18 protein-coding genes are annotated in these 17,745 nt (G+C 38.7%); 7 read left to right on the top strand and 11 right to left on the bottom strand.

What is annotated here, in order from left to right:
- Positions 1-6 precede the first annotated feature (6 nt).
- The 5 genes from ACLLO5_RS08240 to ACLLO5_RS08220 all read right to left on the bottom strand — a co-directional run bounded on the left by ACLLO5_RS08240 (position 7) and on the right by ACLLO5_RS08220 (position 5,118).
- A complete protein-coding gene (locus ACLLO5_RS08240) occupies positions 7-960 on the bottom strand; it encodes an asparaginase (protein WP_413174977.1) in 954 nt (317 codons plus the stop codon).
- Between the two features lie 159 nt (positions 961-1,119).
- Positions 1,120-1,620: a CGLD27 family protein gene (locus tag ACLLO5_RS08235; RefSeq protein ID WP_413174976.1), complete on the bottom strand. Its 501-nt coding sequence runs from the start codon at positions 1,618-1,620 to the stop codon at positions 1,120-1,122.
- Entirely contained in the window at positions 1,617-2,072 is a 456-nt protein-coding gene (gene rsfS, locus ACLLO5_RS08230) for a ribosome silencing factor (protein ID WP_413174975.1), read from the bottom strand. Before rsfS ends, ACLLO5_RS08235 begins: the two co-directional genes overlap by 4 nt.
- A 294-nt stretch (positions 2,073-2,366) precedes the next feature.
- Positions 2,367-3,656 (bottom strand): glycosyltransferase family 4 protein, encoded by a 1,290-nt coding sequence (locus tag ACLLO5_RS08225; RefSeq protein ID WP_413174974.1) that lies wholly within the window; start codon positions 3,654-3,656, stop codon positions 2,367-2,369.
- Positions 3,657-4,068: 412 nt separating this feature from the next.
- Positions 4,069-5,118, bottom strand: a complete 1,050-nt coding sequence (locus ACLLO5_RS08220) for an anti-sigma factor antagonist (protein WP_413174973.1) — start codon at positions 5,116-5,118, stop codon at positions 4,069-4,071.
- Positions 5,119-5,452: 334 nt separating this feature from the next.
- Between ACLLO5_RS08220 and ACLLO5_RS08215 the strand changes: the two genes are divergently transcribed.
- On the top strand, positions 5,453-6,250 hold the full coding sequence (locus tag ACLLO5_RS08215; RefSeq protein ID WP_413174972.1) for a 7-carboxy-7-deazaguanine synthase QueE: 798 nt from the start codon (positions 5,453-5,455) through the stop codon (positions 6,248-6,250).
- A 246-nt stretch (positions 6,251-6,496) separates the two neighbouring features.
- On the opposite strand, the gene ACLLO5_RS08210 is transcribed toward ACLLO5_RS08215, so the two are convergent.
- Positions 6,497-7,141: a DUF3318 domain-containing protein gene (locus ACLLO5_RS08210; protein WP_413174971.1), complete on the bottom strand. Its 645-nt coding sequence runs from the start codon at positions 7,139-7,141 to the stop codon at positions 6,497-6,499.
- A gap of 78 nt (positions 7,142-7,219) precedes the next feature.
- Positions 7,220-7,777 (bottom strand): hypothetical protein, encoded by a 558-nt coding sequence (locus tag ACLLO5_RS08205; RefSeq protein WP_413176037.1) that lies wholly within the window; start codon positions 7,775-7,777, stop codon positions 7,220-7,222.
- Between the two features lie 413 nt (positions 7,778-8,190).
- On the opposite strand from ACLLO5_RS08205, the gene ACLLO5_RS08200 reads away from it, so the two are divergent.
- The 4 genes from ACLLO5_RS08200 (at position 8,191) to ACLLO5_RS08185 (ending at position 12,180) form a co-directional block, all read left to right on the top strand.
- Entirely contained in the window at positions 8,191-9,258 is a 1,068-nt protein-coding gene (locus tag ACLLO5_RS08200) for an amino acid ABC transporter substrate-binding protein (RefSeq protein ID WP_413174970.1), read from the top strand.
- A gap of 64 nt (positions 9,259-9,322) precedes the next feature.
- Positions 9,323-10,249, top strand: coding sequence for an amino acid ABC transporter permease (locus tag ACLLO5_RS08195; protein ID WP_413174969.1), 927 nt, complete (start codon positions 9,323-9,325; stop codon positions 10,247-10,249).
- 20 nt (positions 10,250-10,269) lie between these two features.
- A complete protein-coding gene (locus tag ACLLO5_RS08190; RefSeq protein ID WP_413174968.1) occupies positions 10,270-11,292 on the top strand; it encodes an amino acid ABC transporter permease in 1,023 nt (340 codons plus the stop codon).
- Positions 11,293-11,439: 147 nt separating this feature from the next.
- Complete coding sequence (locus ACLLO5_RS08185; protein WP_413174967.1) at positions 11,440-12,180, top strand: amino acid ABC transporter ATP-binding protein; 741 nt, start codon at positions 11,440-11,442, stop codon at positions 12,178-12,180.
- Positions 12,181-12,234: 54 nt separating this feature from the next.
- Here ACLLO5_RS08185 and ACLLO5_RS08180 read toward each other — a convergent pair whose 3' ends face one another.
- Complete coding sequence (locus ACLLO5_RS08180; protein WP_413174966.1) at positions 12,235-12,747, bottom strand: hypothetical protein; 513 nt, start codon at positions 12,745-12,747, stop codon at positions 12,235-12,237.
- A gap of 209 nt (positions 12,748-12,956) precedes the next feature.
- On the opposite strand from ACLLO5_RS08180, the gene ACLLO5_RS08175 reads away from it, so the two are divergent.
- A complete protein-coding gene (locus ACLLO5_RS08175; protein WP_413176036.1) occupies positions 12,957-14,327 on the top strand; it encodes a YcjF family protein in 1,371 nt (456 codons plus the stop codon).
- A 179-nt stretch (positions 14,328-14,506) separates the two neighbouring features.
- On the top strand, positions 14,507-14,713 hold the full coding sequence (locus tag ACLLO5_RS08170) for a hypothetical protein (RefSeq protein WP_413174965.1): 207 nt from the start codon (positions 14,507-14,509) through the stop codon (positions 14,711-14,713).
- Between the two features lie 195 nt (positions 14,714-14,908).
- Here ACLLO5_RS08170 and ACLLO5_RS08165 read toward each other — a convergent pair whose 3' ends face one another.
- Genes ACLLO5_RS08165 through ACLLO5_RS08155 form a run of 3 tightly spaced genes read right to left on the bottom strand, consistent with a single transcriptional unit; the run spans position 14,909 to position 17,539 of the window.
- Complete coding sequence (locus ACLLO5_RS08165) at positions 14,909-16,600, bottom strand: KGGVGR-motif variant AAA ATPase (protein ID WP_413174964.1); 1,692 nt, start codon at positions 16,598-16,600, stop codon at positions 14,909-14,911.
- Positions 16,597-17,112 carry a helix-turn-helix domain-containing protein gene (locus ACLLO5_RS08160; RefSeq protein ID WP_413174963.1) on the bottom strand — a complete coding sequence of 172 codons (516 nt, stop codon included), beginning with the start codon at positions 17,110-17,112 and terminating at the stop codon, positions 16,597-16,599. The genes ACLLO5_RS08165 and ACLLO5_RS08160 overlap by 4 nt, the downstream gene beginning before the upstream one ends.
- Entirely contained in the window at positions 17,102-17,539 is a 438-nt protein-coding gene (locus ACLLO5_RS08155) for a type II toxin-antitoxin system RelE/ParE family toxin (RefSeq protein ID WP_413174962.1), read from the bottom strand. The genes ACLLO5_RS08160 and ACLLO5_RS08155 overlap by 11 nt, the downstream gene beginning before the upstream one ends.
- Positions 17,540-17,745 lie beyond the last annotated feature (206 nt).

Below are 17,745 nucleotides of genomic sequence, written 5' to 3'. Positions count from 1 at the left end.
TGTCAACTACAAAAGCGATAATTCTCCAATTACTTCCAAACGTTTGTATTTTCCCAGGTTCATAAACTTCTCTGATAGTCTCTGGGCAACGCTGGGAGTAATCCAGCCCATTTGTTGCAGCAGGTGAATGGCTACGGCATATTTTGCCCGTTTGGCTCCATCCATGACTTTAATTGCCAATCCCATGCCTTCACCCAGTCGGCCGATGCACTGTATGCCTTCTGCACCAGCTTTGCTGACAAGTTCACTGGGAGCTAGGCGCATCAATTCCGTGTCAAATTCACCATCTCCAGCCACCATAGTGGGATGATGATTCATGGCGCGGACAATGCGCTCCATATCCAAGCTATTGCTAGAGGCAAGAACAGCATATAGAGAGGCCATTTGACTGAGTTGCATTAAATATGTGGGTGCGCCACAGTCATCATGGGCGGTGAGAAATTCTTCTGCTGGCATTCGCAGCAATTCTGCGACTTTGGTGATAATTAACTGCTGAATTGGGTGTTTACGATCCAAATAGCTGGTTAAAGGCCAATGGCGTTGCTGACAAACAGCTAACATTCCTGCGTGTTTGCCAGAGCAGTTATATTCTAAAGCACTGCGCTTACCTTGGGGAATGGGACAGTGTAGGGCTGTGGGATCAAGGTCTGCTCGCCACAGGATGTTAAATACCTGTCGCACCTGTTCCATGCTGCCTTTGTGGGAACTGGTGATAATTGCTAAGTCGCGATCGCTCAAATCATACCGTTCCAATGTGCCTGTGCTGGTGACAGCCAGGGCTTGAAATGGTTTCAGGGCAGAACGGACAAATGCAGCGGTTTCGGCGTTGCCAGCAACAGACAGAACTCGTCCCCGTTCGTCGCTAACTACAGCCTGGACTATATGCCGAGATTCGATAATTCCTTCGCGCAGCAACCGGACTTCCAGTGCTGTGGCTTGTGTTCGTTTTCCCATTGTCATGGGTTTATATCTATTTTGTAGGTTGTCAGTGGTCAGTGGTCAGTGGTCTGTTGTCAGTGGTCAGTGGTCTGTTGTCCAGTAGTCAGTGGTTATTCTCCGCTGTTCCCTGTTCCCTGTTCCCCGTTCCCTGTGCCTAATGACTAGTGACTGATGACTAATTTATAACAAATGCCACACTATAGTACCAATAAGATACATTAAAGCCAAACCTGCAAAGGTAATTTGCAAGCGTTGCAGGATGGGTTTGATTTCATAGGTGACAATTAAGCGATCGCGACTAATGACTTCCTGGGGTTTTGTCCAGGTTTGTCCATCGTACCAACCAGATTCTTCATAGAATACGGTGGGACTGTAGAGGCGATCGCGCACGTAGAACCAACCCAAATACAACCGCACTAATAGCAGCACCACTCCCACACTAGCGGCAGCAGATCCACAAAGAATAAAATAAACAATATGCTTTTGTGGAGGAAAGCTGGCCGCTGCTACTGGGCCTGCCACCAGCCACGACCAACCCCAAATCCAAAAAATTTTCTTGGTGTAATTACCCCAGCTTAAGGTTGTATCCCGAAATAGCCAGGAATTTTTTAATTCTTCGTACTCATTAAGCGGTTGTTGTTCTGTAGGAACTGGGCAATCAAAAACCGAGGATCTCATCATCTTGGCTTACCGTCATCAGAGTTTGGTAGCGAAATGCGTTCGGCATGAACCCAAAACGCTTCTAAATTATAAAACTCCCGTTCTTTAGGCATCATGATGTGAACAATCACGTCACCATAGTCTTGTAATACCCAACTTCCCTCAGCTTTTCCTTCTGTCCTTAAGGGACGACGTTGCCAATCAGTTTCGACTTTTGCTTCTATTGCTGAGGCGATCGCTCTCACTTGTACCCTAGAATAGCCAGTCATCATCACAAAGTAATCAGATAGGTAAGACACATCTGCTACTCTGAGCAATAAAATCTCACCAGCTTTGCGTTCTGATCCTGCTTCAGCAATGGTTATCGCTAATTTTCCGCTCACATCATCAGTCGTAGCCATTGGGCTTTTCACTGTAGTTCTTGTCAGCGGGACAGATTCTAATGGGAAATTTCCTTGGAAATAATCAGTCATTCAACCTCAGGTGCGTTTTTCCTTTTGTCACAATTTGTCTGATATGTGGCAGTCAACATCATGATTAACAAAACTCAGCCAACAGTTTTTGACAAATTTTGAATCATCAAAAGTTGAGAATGTGAGCTTGTGTTAACTATGCTGGCAACTACTACACCTACAAACAACTTGCGATTGTGTGAATAGGTTTTTTTGAATACTAACAAAAAAATAGGTGTTTATGTGGCTGGCTTCACAATTAGCTAGGAAGCAGAGGGTACAGGAGAAGACCATTCTCCCCCACACCCTACACCCTTAAACTTCTACACCCTTCTTATTAGCTGCTGTTGTGACAACTGGGGGCTGAATGGTTTTACCATCGGTGGTCAATGAATAACACAATGTCTCATACTGATTTAAGGCTTGTTCAAAGGCGTATTGCTCAACAGCATATTGACGGCTATTGCAGCCCAGCATTTTTACTTTTGCTGGGTTTTGGTACAATTCCAAAATCGCTGTTGCTAAGGCTTGAGGATCTTCTGGAGGAACTATCACTCCACCACCACTTTGTTTAATTGCTCTGGCAGCTGTGCCATTGTCAGGTACGGAGCCAATCAACGCCCTACCGCTGGCAAGTAAAACCTGAATCTTTGATGGCATATTGAAGGAGATCACATTTTTCTTTTGGATCACCAAACCTACATCCGCTGCTGCCAACATTTGCGGCAAGTCTTGACGGGGTTGAAATGGTAATAACAAAACGTTGTCTGCACCTTCGTCCAAACATTTCTGTTGCAGTCTTTGCAGGCCTTTGGCTTCACCAACAATCACAAAAGCAATTTCTGTGATCTGGCGTAATTTGGCGGCAGCTTTAATTACTGTTTCTAGACCTTGGGTTAAGGCGATGTTACCAGAGTACAAAGCCACAAATTTACCGTTCAGGTTATGCGTAGCGCGAAAAGGGTTATTTTCTTTTGCTAAGGGGCTAATAAAATTGACATCAACCCAGTTAGGAATTTGCACAATTTTGTTAGCTGGTACATCTTTGGAAAGTAAGTTTTCTACAAACCCATCAGCAATTACACTAATTTTAGTGGCGGAGGCGTAGGCAAATTTTTCTAGTGCTGTGAATATCTTGATTAGTAATTTATTTTTCAGTAAACCGACGTGGATAGCTGCTTCGGGTAATATATCTTGTAAATTTAAGATAACTGGACAGGCGCGTAACCATCCTAAAAGGGCTGCTGGTAAACAAACTGGGAGAGATGGGGAGGTCAAAAGAATTACATCTGGTCGCCAGCCCATAATTGCAGGTAAAAAACTGGTGACTACAAAACTAGCATCCAACATTACCCGATCAAATAGGTTGGGTTGGGGGCGAATCCAAACATAACTGCGTTGGATATGAACACCATTTTTATATTCTGTTAAATACAATTTACCGCGATAGTCCTCATAAATTTGACGTTCAGGATAGTTGGGCATAGCTGTAACTACCCGCACTTGATGTCCACGTTTGACCAGTCCTTCTGCTAATTCAGTCATTAGCGGGGCAATACCAATAGGCTCTGGGTGATAATTGTATGAGTAAATTAGAATCCGCATAACAAATTAGTCGGAGTTTCCTGGTTGTTGTTAACTGACAATCAGTATCTGTCCTCAAAGTCACTTAGGAGTATACTATCTCTTGGATCACTTCATTATCTCTTTATACTGCCGGGTTGTCAGTAAGTTTTCGTTGAAGATTGTGTAAAATTTGATATTTTTTGTTAAAGAAGATTCAGATTTTTCAGTGATTATACATTAAGACTACTTCCAGTTTCTGTGTAGTTGTATTTAAATATAGTAAAAAATATTTTTTAATACTCATTTATTTACTGAGATTTGGCTGGAAGCTGCTATAAACACTGAGCTTACAGCAAAATTTACCCAGAACCACTTTGACAGGTCTGGGTAAACTCAGAAATGATATTTGGTAGTTTTTCGCTTCAGCAGGGGTACTGTTAAATGTTAACTGTTAAACAGCGCCACTGTTTTTGTTAAACAATATGGTTATGGTTTTGAGAATCAGTCTTAAATCGTAAACTAAAGTCCAATTTTTCTGATACTGCAAATCCAAGCGAATTACATCTTCAAAACTGCGTACTGTGGAGCGTCCGTTTACTTGCCATTCGCCTGTCATGCCTGGTTTGACATCGAAACGTTGCCATTCTGGTACTTCGTATCTTTCTACTTCGTCTGGGGTAGGTGGCCTAGTACCTACCAAACTCATTTCACCTTTGAGGACGTTCCAGAATTGTGGTAGTTCGTCTAAACTTGTACGACGCAAAAAGCGTCCGATTTTTGTAATCCTGGGATCGTTTTCATTTTTAAAGAAAGCACCTTCTACTTGGTTTTTGACTTGAGATTTTTTAGCTTCTGCATCAACACACATAGAACGAAATTTCCAAATATAAAAACGCTTACCCATCCAGCCGCAACGAATTTGACTAAAGAAAATAGGGCCAGGATCGTCTATTTGAATAGCGATCGCAATGGGAATAAGTAAAACACCTGTAATAACTAAACCTACTAATGATCCAACTATATCAATCAGTCTTTTCATCCAAGAAGCCACAGAAGGATGAGTTTGAGGTAACGGCTCTACTTTTCGAGCTATGTTTCTCTGACTATCTCCCAGGCTACTGGATTCTATGGGTTCGATGCTGTTAATAGACTCAATAGAAAATACCTGATCTAATCCGGTCAAGTTTAGCACTGCCATAACTTGAGGAGTAACATTACGAAGTGTGAATGCGATTCCTTTTTGTTGAGCGTATTTAAAATTACTTACCAAAGCCCCTAAACCACTACTATCCATAAAAATAGTATTTTGGAAGTCAAGGACAACTTGCTGGGGATGTGAATCAGCTTGGATTAAGTTTTGGCAGGTTTGCTTAAAGCCAACAGCCTCAAGCACGCTTAAACGCATAGACACCTGCACTATAGCTGTATCGTTCAGGTAAGTAACTGGGAAATCTGCCTCTGTGGGTTGGCTACTCATGAAGCTATGCACTTTAGTTGCCATCTAAATCTAATCTGCCAAACATTATTTTGTCCTGGAAAATTACTTAACCTAAATTTTAAAAAGTAGGATTAAGGAGAGGTAGCAATACTGCACGGGGTTTTGTACCTTCAACTTTCAATTGGTTAAAGAGAAAACTTTAAAGGTGAAAGAACGGTTTTTTCTTTTTCTTTCTCCAATCCTTTTTCCTTGTTAACCGACAAGTATTGGTACAAATAACCAGTTTTTCGCTCAGAGATTGGGGATCGCTAAATAAAGTTCACAATGGAACAAGAAACTGTAAATATTCCTGTTGTTGTGCCTACGGTGCGATCATCGCGCTGCTATCTATCATCTCATGATTGCTAAAACTACGGTTAAACCTACTGCACGCCTGGTTGAAGTTTTTTCTGCTATTCAAGGGGAAGGACTCAATGTCGGGACGCGCCAAATTTTTATTCGCTTTGGTCTTTGTGACTTGCGTTGTCACTTTTGCGATAGCGCCCATACATGGGATGCACCCTCGCTATGTAAAATAGAGCGTTCCCCTGGATTGAGAGATTTTGAAATGCACTCTAATCCTATTCCTCCAGCCACGTTGATAAAATGGGTGGAAAGGCAAAATTTACCTTTTCTACACGATAGCATTAGCTTAACTGGAGGCGAACCACTTCTTCATGCCCCATTTTTGGCGCAATTTTTACCCGAAGTGCGATCGCAGACCAATTTACCTATCTACCTGGAAACTGGAGGACATCGCCCTGAACAGTTGGCCATGATTCTCCCCTACCTAGATTCTGTGGGTATGGATTTAAAATTGCCTAGTGTGAGTGGCGAAACTCATTGGACAGAACATAAAAAATTTCTCCAAATATGCTTTGATGCAAATTTAAATATTTTTGTCAAGATAATTGTCTCTCAAAGGACAGATCCTGGCGAATTGGAACGCTCGGCTTTATTAGTTGCTGATGTTAGTCAGAATATTCCCATTTTTCTGCAACCTGTGACACCTTTAGCAGAGTCTCAACAATTTAGTCCAGTACCTGTAGAAGCTCCTGCTCCAGACCAAGTTTTAGAATGGCAAGCGTTGATGAAGAAGTTTGTTAAACAAGTGCGGGTGATTCCCCAGACTCATAAAATGTTGAATCAGATGTAGGTGGGAAGGAGGCAGAAGGCAGGAGTCAGGAGTCAGAAGTCAGGAGTCAGAAGTCAGGAGGCAGGAGGCAGGAGGCAGGAGGCAGGAGGCAGGAGGCAGGAGGCAGGAGGCAGGAAGGAGGAAGGAGGATAAGAATAAAATATTTCCCCCATCTCCCCCATCTCCCCTGCTCCCCTGCTCCCCTGCTCCCCTGCTCCCCTGCTCCTCTGCTCCCCTGCTCCCCTGCTCCTCTGCTCCTCTGCTCCCCTACAGTCTGTCTTCATCTGTAGGTCTAGATTTGGCTTTGGCTTTGTTGGCGCTGCGTTTAAGGGCGGAAAGCCTGGCTTCGTAGCGAGAACGCTGACGCTTACCGGGGGTGGTGTCAATTAAGGTTTTTAAGGCACTACCTAAACTCTTGTAGGCGTTGGGGAGACTATAACCAAAACGGGTTGCTAGTGCGATCGCTTTTTCGTCAGCATCAACTAATTCTTTGAGTTGCTTGTCACCATTATTTTTTTGATACAGTCGCCACCCGGAAACGCCACACAAAGCTAAAGCTAAGACCAGTAACAAGCCATCCTGTACCCATAACTCTCCCACAGCACCACCTAAACCAATAGCCAGTGCTGCCATTTCCCAGCCATCTTTAGGAATTGTGTCATTCTGCACACGAGCTACTTCGTGCCAGAATAGGAGATTACGCTGATCCATTGCCAAAGCATCCCATTTCACCAAGTCGATTTGAATTTCTACCTGGTCTTTACCAATTTCTTCGCAACGCACTAGGGGTGGATTGACCTCAGTTGTGCCTTCAACCGTTACCCAACTTTGCAATTCTGGCGGTAGCAAGCTTTTTAACCGCCGGAGTTCACTCATTTCCGCTTTGGCTGAGGAAGTTGTATAGGATGTCATAAAATCCAGCCTTAAAAAATTTCTGTATATTAGTGAGGTTATCACTTTGGAGTATAGCTATTTCAGTGATGTTCCGCCTCACTCATTGGGAAAACTTCCCCGCTTTTTCCGAGCTTCCATTGCTTTTTCTAGCAAATCCAGTAATCCTGGGGCTTCTTCTTGGATACTGAGTAAAAGTCTTTCTCCAAGTTCTATATTACCTGGATCTTCTCCTGTGGCCATAACCTGTTGTAGTCGCGGTAAGGCTATGCTGTCAACCACCTGAATTAATCCACTCAAACAACGGTGAAATTGTCTTTCAGTGAGAATTGAGTCTTCGAGGGGAAACTCAATAATGGCACGGATTTCACCATCGGAGGGGTCATATTCCCATTGCAGCATTTTGGTCTCCCAGGAAATGGCCAACATGGTTTGCAAAATAGAAGCTTTGTAAGGATGCTCTTTCACTCCTGCGAGAACTTGAGGTGCAAAGACTCGGAAAAATTTTCCATCTTCATCCAACTGAACGACTATCAGAAAATCTTCTAGGTGATCAGCTTCTACACCTGTAATAATCCTGTCTTCGTCTTCATCAAAACGGTATTCCCAGCCAAGGTTGTCTAAGTAATTGGCTATCTGTTTCAGATTAGCTCCCATAAAAGCCTCATTAAGGAACGGTGGAGCGGCTGTCACCACACCTAGTTTAACCTGCTATGGACATTGATTTAGATTGATGCAGCTACTTTTTGACAGAGTTGTGTAGAATTTATGCAGATTCCACAACTTAAGCCAAAAAAGTGACAGTGAGTACCAAATCTTTGGTAAACTCATGTTTGAGCGTAGTCGATTAATTAATAATTATTTGTTCATTAATTCTAATCGGAGATGATTTGCACATTAGTATGCAATTTCTGAAAAAATTAACTAATGCAGCAACGTTCAGTATTCAACATCCATAAATCAAAAATAAAATTACTTTCAAGAAGATGTTGTGAATTTAAATTCTGTTATGAAGTTGACATAAATTAGATTATTTCATATATACATTGTGTTAAACAAATTTCAAATTTATGCGTAAATCTGCTTTTCTATTAGCGATCGCTCCTCTATTCTTTACTCTTGCTGCCTGTAGTGGTGAGTCAGGAACACAGGTCAATACAGCCAGCACACCCGCAACCCAGGTAACTCGTAATATTGCTAATACAGTTAAAAACCGTGGCAAGTTGATTTGTGGTGTTAGCGGTGAATTACCAGGATTTAGCTTTGTGGGAACTGACGGTAAATACAGCGGTATTGATGTGGATGTTTGTCGTGCTGTAGCTGCGGCTTTATTTGATAATCCAGATGCGGTGGAATTTCGCAACCTGAATACTAAAGAAAGATTTACAGCTTTACAAACTGGAGAAATAGATTTACTCAGCCGCAATACTACCTGGACAATGAGTAGAGATACTTCAGTTGGTTTGCAATTTGCACCTGTGATTTTTTACGATGGTCAAGCAATTATGGTTCGTAAAAATAGTGGCATTAAATCTTTAGCAGATTTGAAAAATAAAGCAATTTGCACTCAAACTGGCACAACTACAGAACAAAATTTAGCAGACCAAATGCGAAAACGTTCTATTACTTATAAACCAGTTGTTTTTGAAGACGTTAATATTACATTTGCAACATACAGTGAAGGACGTTGTGATGCTGTAACCACTGATCGTTCGGCTTTGATTTCTCGACGCACGACTTTACCCAAACCAGAAGATAATATTATTTTGGATGAATTGCTGTCTTCAGAACCTCTAGCACCAGCAGTTGCTAAAGGAGATCCTCAGTGGCATGATATCGTTAAATGGGTTGTTTATTCATTAGTAAAGGCTGAAGAATTGGGAATTAATTCTCAGAACATCGCACAATTTGCTAATAGTAATGACCCAGATATTAAGCGTTTTTTGGGAACAGAAGGAACTTTAGGTGAAGGACTTGGTTTAACAAATGATTTCGCAGCCAGGATAGTCAAGCACGTTGGTAACTATGGTGAAGTTTACGATCGCAACCTGGGTACCAAAACAAAACTCAATCTCCCCCGTGGTCAAAACCAACTTGGTATCAAAGGCGGATTACTTTATTCTCCCCCATTTCGGTGATTGGGGATAAAATTCTTTCCCTGTTCCCTGTTCCCTGTTCCCTGTTCCCTGTTCCCTATTTCTAATGACTAATTCCAAACCACCGATATGGCGTGATTATCGCTTTTGGCAAATTGCAGTACAATGTATGGCTGTAATTTTAGCAATAGCTATAATTGCTATTTTATGGATGAATTTGAATCGGAATTTACAGCAATTAGGGATTAAATTCGGATTTGATTTTCTTCAACAACAAGCATCTTTTGATATCGGCGAAACTCTGGTTAATTATAAACCAACTGACACCTATATTCTGGCTTTATGGGTAGGTTTAATTAACTCTTTGCGTGTGGCAATAGCTGGAATTATTCTAACAACAATTGTAGGGATAACTGCGGGAATAGCGCGTTTATCTGATAATTGGCTAGTGCGAAATATCAGTCTAGTTTATGTAGAAATTTTTCGGAATACACCATTATTATTACAATTACTGTTTTGGTACTTTGCTGTTTTTCTTGGGTTTCCGAAAGCCGAAAATAAATTTTCTGTGTGGGGGTTAATTTATCTTAGTCAAAATGGGATAGAACTTGCTGGTTTTACCTTTTCTCCAGAATTTTCCACTTTACTCCTGGGGTTAACATTTTACACAGGTGCGTTTATTGCCGAAATCGTGAGAGGAGGAATTAAATCAGTAGCTAAGGGACAATGGGAAGCAGGGTTATCTCTAGGACTAAAGCCAACATTGCTGATGCGGTTGGTGATTTTTCCCCAAGCTTTGCGGGTAATTATTCCCCCGCTGACCAGTCAATATTTGAATTTAACCAAAAATTCTAGTTTAGCGATCGCTATCGGTTATCCTGATATTTATTTTGTTGCGTCTACAACCTTTAATCAAACTGGAAAAGCCGTAGAAGTGATGATATTAATTATGCTCACCTATCTTACTCTCAGTTTAATTATTTCATTAATAATGAATTTATTAAATCGCAGCGTCCAAATCAAAGAAAGATAGTTTCAGGAAATAAATTACAAATGAATAAAGTGACTTGGTTACACAAAAATCTATTTAGTACCTGGTACAATACATTATTAACTATTATTTGCCTATTCTTTTTATTTTGGATAGTTAAAGGATGCTTTATTTGGGTATTTTATCAAGCACAATGGCAAGTCATTCAACTTAACTTACATTTATTTTTAGTTGGTAGATTTCCCCAAAGTTTATATTGGCGAATTTGGATTGTTCTGGGAATAATTACAACTTTAAGTGTAATAAACTGGAGTCTATTCACCAAAAAACCAAATATCATCAAGCGAAGATTGTCTTCATTTATCACTCCTTGGATTGCACCAATATGGTTATTATCTTTTGCCATTAATATATGGTTGATTGGAGGAGGATTTGGCTTACAATCTGTATCCACAAATCTATGGAATGGACTATTACTTACACTATTAATGGCAATAGTGAGTATTATACTGTCTTTTCCTATTGGTGTGATATTAGCTTTAGGACGTACAAGTAATTTATTTATAATTCGTTGGTTTTCTATCCTCTATATTGAAATAGTTAGAGGATTACCACTCATAGGCATTTTGTTTATTGCTCAAGTCATGTTACCTTTATTTTTACCAACAGAATTACGTTTAGATCGCTTAATTAGAGGAATAGCTGGACTCGTGCTGTTTAGTGCTGCTTATATGGCGGAAAACGTGCGTGGTGGATTACAATCAATACCTAGAGGACAAACTGAAGCTGCAAAAGCACTAGGATTGAATACACCTTTAGTAGTAATATTAATTATCTTACCTCAAGCTCTACGTGCCGTCATTCCCGTAATTGTCGGACAGTTTATAGGCTTATTTAAAGATACTTCCCTTTTATCCCTAGTTGGATTAGTGGAATTAACAGGAATGGCTCGTTCTATTTTAGCCCAACCGCAGTTTCTTGGTAGATATGCAGAAGTATATATATTTATTGGCTTAATTTATTGGTTATTTTGTTACTCCATGTCATTGGCTTCTCGTAAGTTAGAAAAGCAGTTAGGTAATTAAGATTTAAATAATTTATAGCAGGAGTCAGGAGTTAGGAGTCAGGAATAAAACTCTCTTGCTGTCTAGGTTTCAATTTAGATGCTGTACCTGGTTAATCTGCAATCTGCTGTAAAACAATTAATATTTATTAATTTGAGGTTTAAATTTATGCAATCACAAACACCAATTATTATTGCGGAAGATGTTCACAAATGGTATGGTAAATTTCACGTTCTCAAGGGAGTAAGCTTAACAATCAATCGAGGAGAAGTTGTTGTTTTAATGGGTCCTTCCGGTTCAGGAAAATCAACTTTTATTCGTACATTTAACGCTTTAGAAGAATATCAAAAAGGAAGTATTAGTATTGATGGAATTACCCTCAGTCGTGATTTGCGAAATATTGAAAAAATTCGTAAGGAAGCAGGAATGGTATTTCAGCAGTTTAATTTATTTCCCCATTTAACGGTTTTAAAAAATATCACCTTAGCACCAATTTGGGTACGTAAATTACCAAAAGCTAAAGCCGAAGAATTAGCTATGCAACTCTTAGAAAGAGTAGGGATTTTGGAACAAGCAAATAAATATCCGGGACAGTTATCTGGTGGACAACAGCAACGAGTAGCTATAGCACGTGCGTTAGCTATGCAACCAAAAATTATGTTATTTGATGAACCAACTTCTGCTTTAGATCCGGAAATGGTGCGAGAAGTTTTAGATGTGATGAAAAATCTTGCCCGTGAGGGGATGACAATGGTCGTTGTGACTCACGAAGTAGGATTTGCGAGGGAAGTTGCTGATAGAGTGATTCTTATGGATGCTGGTTCTTTAGTTGAGGAAGCTACCCCTGATACCTTCTTTACTGAACCAAAGGAGGAAAGAACAAGAAAGTTTTTATCACAAATTCTTTAGGTAATTAACCAATTACTCAAACATTCTGACTCCCGACTCATGAATTATTACGATTTAGCCATTTATCCAATCTTCACCACCTGGTAATTTAGCAAGATAATTATCTATGATGTCTGGTAATTCTCTATTTGCATAGTTATATGTCATTGTTAATAACTCCGTTGTATTTAATAATAATTGCTCTTGATTAAGCATTTGCGAAATTTGTTGTCTTTTTAAATTACCATTCAAAACCTCCAAGCTTGCATCTCCTATCGCTAGTGTAAGTTGATCTTCGATCAAAATTTGCCATTCATTTTCATTGACGTAATAAGATTTTTTAGTATCTTTGAGATTTACATCTTGAATTTCTAAGATTGCATAACGCATAGAAGCAGCCCAAGAATTTGTTAATCGCTGTTCTATTTGATTCTTGATTAAATGTATCAACAGAATCTTTATAAAAGATTTAATTTGCCTTATAATTGCTTTTTTACTTATTCCTTCTAATTCATCCACAATTGCTAAAGCATCTGTGTAACGTCCTTCTGTAATGCTATTTCTGAGGTCTATTAATTCTTGTGTCATCTGTATTAACCTCAAGTTATAAATAAGAAAATATTTAGTCAGCTAGTGCATAATTATATTTTATCGTTAAATCTGTTCATCTATTTCACTCGGATTAGCCGGTTTTGATCTATTCTGAATGTAAAGCTATCCAAGCGTGGAGAATCAGAATTGTGAAGTTACATAAACCAATATTGGTGGGAGGACTGGGATTGTCCTTCTCCTTGTGGATGTTAGACACTTGGCATGATTCCATAGTACAAGTGGGAGAATTCGGACTTCTGAGTGCTTTAGCTGTCGGTGGCGGTTTCTGGTTATTGCAGAAAAATCGCCCTGGTGAACAGCTAAATGATATGGTTGTAGATAGGGCATCTGTGGAAAGAGGAATTTCTCAAACAGAAGTTATAATTAATCAACTCGCACAAGAAGCAGTCAATCATCCAAGCTTAATAACCCTACGCGAACAACTAGCTAAGTTAAGTTTGGAGTTAGATAGACGAGAAATTCAAGTTGCTGTTACTGGTGGTAAGTCTGTAGGTAAAAGTACAGTTATTCAAATTCTCAAAAATGTAGAAACTTTATCTACAACATCTCTACAATATACAGAAACAGTACCTTTATTTGCAGGATTAGGTGAAAATTCTGATGCAGTCACTCTATCAGAATTACAGAAATCTGATTTTGTTTTATTCCTCACAAATGGTGATTTGACAGATTCTGAATTTCAAGTTTTGCAACAATTAAAAGCCGCAAAACAGTCAACATTACTAGTTTTTAATAAACAAGACCAGTATCAAGTAGATGAACGTGCTACCGTTTTGCAATCTTTGAAACAAAGAATGCAAGGAAATGTGGTGGCTACTGCTGCTTCTCCATTACCTGTGAAAGTGAGAAAACATGAAGCTGATGGTTCTGTGCAAGAATGGATGGAAAAACCAGCAGCAGACATTCAACAGTTGACACAGCAGTTAGGGGAAGTTTTAGGACAGCAAGGACAGCAGCTAGTTTGTACAACGACGATGCGAAAAGTGCTGTTATTGAAAGCTGAAGCCAAAGATTGTTTAAATAGAGTTCGGTGCGATCGCTCTACACCCATCATAGAACAAAATCAGTGGATTGCCGCTGCTGCTGCCTTTGCAAACCCAATCCCCGCTTTGGACATTTTAGCAACTGCGGCTATTAACGCCCAAATGGTCATGGATTTGGGTAATATTTATCAACAAAAAATTTCCCTAGAACAGGCGCAACAAGTAGCCGGAACTATGGGAAGCTTAATGTTGAAATTAGGTTTAGTAGAATTATCTACAAGGGCTGTTACAGGTATTCTTAAAACTAACGCTGTCACCTTCATTGCTGGGGGAATGGTCGAAGGAGTGAGTGCTGCTTATCTAACCAGAATTGCTGGGTTAAGTTTAATTGAGTATTTTGAACAGCAAGAAATAGCATTAGAAACAGGAAATGCTTTAAACCTGGAAAAATTACGCCAAGTTCTACAAACAGTATTCCAGCAGAATCAAAAATTGGCTGTTTTGGAAGCATTTGTTAAACAAGGTGTGAAGCGGTTGTTACCGGAAGCGAAACCAGTTGAAGTTGTCGGATAGTTTTGCACCAAATCAGAAATTTAAAACCCGCTTTCAACGGAGTAATTCCCAAACAAAAAGCGGGTTTTATTTTTAAATTTTGACAAAATTAAGGCAATTTTGAACAGATTAATTGTGGTTTAGCAGTTATTGTCATAACATCTCAGAATTTTTCAGATGTTTCCATTCTTCGCAAACCCATGACACCTCAAGAATTTTTGGAAAATTTAGCTACAGCTGTAACAGATTCGGAAAAATTGATCGTTTTTGCACGATATATAGATACAACCGCATTAGACCATGCAACAACTCCAAAATGGAGAAGTATTCCTCACAGCACAGAAATTCAGTTTGCACTCAATAATCTTGCTTTTCATTTAGAAGCACTTGCTGAAAAAAGCAATTAATGACTGAAAACAAAACTCGATAGGTTGTCTTTAGAGATACCTATCAAGTAATAATATCTTTTTGGATTAATTCGAGCAAATACCTATTACGGAACTTATAAAATAAGTATGCAATATTGTTAATACAAATGCGGTGAATATTCTTATCAGTATATTCATTCTTTGAATGTAACTGAATTAGAAAACTTTAAGGTTTTAGAATTCCAAATCATCGGCAACTATGGATGTAATATCAGCAGCTAATTTGTGTAACCCAAGTTGGTTGATTTCTCTAATAAAATTAGGATTTCTACGAACACGCAAATTAATTTCTCTAGAAGAAGACAATGCTTCTTCTAATTCTTCAATGCGATCAAGCTGACGAGCAATAGAAACTGTTGATTTTAATAGTGATAGACTAAAATCTTGTGTCAATACCTGTTTACCAATTTCAAATGCTCCATCTAAATCGTCAGATTCTTTACGTAATTCCATTGCTACAAGAGCCAGTGATCTATCTAACTGTTCTTGAGGAATATCATCCACCAACTTAGCTGCGATTTCATTTTGACCTAATTTAATTGCACTTCTCGCAGCAATTGAACGAGCTTGAATTTGTACTTTACTATCGACTTGATTATCCTGACACAACGATAAAGCGACTTCCAGACTTTGGGAGAATAGCTCTAACTCTTCCAAGATACCTGCATATATTACAACTGATTTAGAATTTAATTTACCTTTCTGCCATAAAGGTTCTAGCACCCTGAGAGCATTTCTTTTTTCAGAATTTTTCATTCTGAAACTTAAGCTTGCTTCCGTCAGATAACTATTTGCCAACACAGCTAACGCATCTTCATCATTTGGCATCAAGTCAAGTAACTTCCAGCCAAAGATTTTCATATCTTCTTGTTTTTTCGATAACTGGAAGAAACGCATTGCTGTTCTATAAGCTTCTGGGTGTGGGTAGAGAGCAACTAGTCCTAAAATCTTCTTCTCAGCTTCTTGAGGAGAGACAGAAAGTATACTACTAACCGTGCGCTCAATCTCTGTCCGAATATTTTGATCTGCTAATTCAATTTTTAAACCATAAAATAGCCTAATATAATTACTAACAAGCTCTTCACTTTTATCCGTATTAGTAATAGCAAGGAATTCTTCTAACTCTAAATCAGGACAAGAAAATAAAAAAAATAGTTTACTTTCTTCTATCTCGAACAGTTTGCAGCACCTTTCTTTAAATGCTTCTAAGTCTTCTGGTTTTGGAACTCGTGAAACAACAACTTTGACATCAACTGACTTTCCTAATGATTTCGCTACTTTACTTTGTTTAATTATCTGCTTAATATGTTTTGTGACATTGATACTTTCTGAACTTAGAGAAGATATCATCACAACTTCATCAGCTAACTGCTGAGTACATAATCCTGCACTTTCCGTAATACCTGTACGTGAATCTATAATAATAAAATCTGGTTTTAATTCTTCCTTAATTCTAGCAATTAAATTTTGAAAAAAAGCAACTCCGTTCCGTTGTTCTGAGAAAATAAAACTCCAGTCTAGTAAGTTTAATTTTCTATAGTATTCTTCAGCAAGATATTGTCCAGCAGGAATTAACCACAATGGCAAATTATAATTATTAGAGGTAATAGGAACATGAAGACATATCTCGTTAACAGATCCTGGATCTTGATTATTTAATTGATATTCTAGGATATAATCAAGAATACCCTTTTGATTAACAGGCAACTTTAACATTGAGAATTTTGCATCTATTCCTGGTGCTTCTATATCAAAATCTATAACAACTGTTTTCAATCCTAACTTTGCTAAATAAACGGCAAAATTGGCAGCAGAAAGGGTTCTACCTACTCCTCCTTTATATGAATAAAATGTAATAGTTCTCATGCGGCTATTCCCCATAAACCACAACTTACAATTGCTTGCTGTGCCTCATTGCACTTGCTTTTCTGCTCAGGTGTAATGAGTGCAAATTCTGTACTGGTATTTTTTTCTGTATGTTCTAATTCGTTAATATTATCCCAGATTGGCTCAATAGCTGCATCTATTTCTTCTTGATTTGCTCCTAATTTAGCTGCAACTACTTTAATTTTTTGATTTTTTAGAATAATTGTTGCTTCAAAATCAACCCCTAAAGCATTTAAATAAGCAAGAACAGATTCAAATGTATGGTCATTATTTGCACTTTCTAATTTAGAAATCCAACTTTGACCAACATCTAGTTTTTGGGATAGTTCTTTTTGAGTTAATCCTACCCGCTTACGAACATCTCGCATTGCCTGAGTTAAAGCAATACGAAAAATTTCTTGTCGTTCTACAAGGCGAGTTTCTGGCGTATCGGGAATAATTGAATCAAGAAAAGCCAGTACGTCGCCACCTAAATGTGGATTATTTATCATAATTGCCTTTCTCCTTTTTTGCCTCTTGTGCTAGTATCAAGTCTCGGCGTTTGGCTGCAAGGTTAATTTCATTCTGTGGAGTTTTTCGCCCTTTTTTCTTAAAAGCGTGTAATATAACTAGACGTTTACCTGTCAAAGCACAGAGAAAAAAACGGGGATTATTGGGAGTATTGTCTAACCGTAACTCATACAGATTTTTTTCGGTCTCTATTTTGTCTAAAATGTCCGAACGTTCGACTAATAAGGACAAACCTTTATTTTTTAACAGGAATAGGCGCACCTGTAGCTGTTTGAGTTCGCCAGGTGTCAATGAAAGGTCTTTAAGTAGCTCTTGAATTGGTTGAGTTTGATCTGTTTCTTGATTTTCATCTGTTTTCTGAGTTACGTCTACTTCTTTGTAGCAGATAATATGCCATTCTTCACTCACCCCTTTGTCTCCTCTTCTATAATATTATATATTTGGAATAATAAACACAACCTTAGCTGTTAAAAAAGCAAAATAAATGTGAATTCAGATTTATTAGTATAATAAAATACACAAAATTAGTTTTTACGTAGTATCATATTCTTGTTGTGATAAAGCTAATAGTGCAATTAAACAGCTAGTGAACTGTTAGTGACTTATAATATTCT

It is taken from the genome of Anabaena azotica SJ-1 (genome assembly GCF_047275885.1).
GTDB classification, from domain to species: Bacteria; Cyanobacteriota; Cyanobacteriia; order Cyanobacteriales; family Nostocaceae; genus Trichormus_B; species Trichormus_B azotica_A.
Note: the sequence above shows the minus strand (reverse complement) of the source record. Positions and strands in the feature narration are given on the sequence as shown.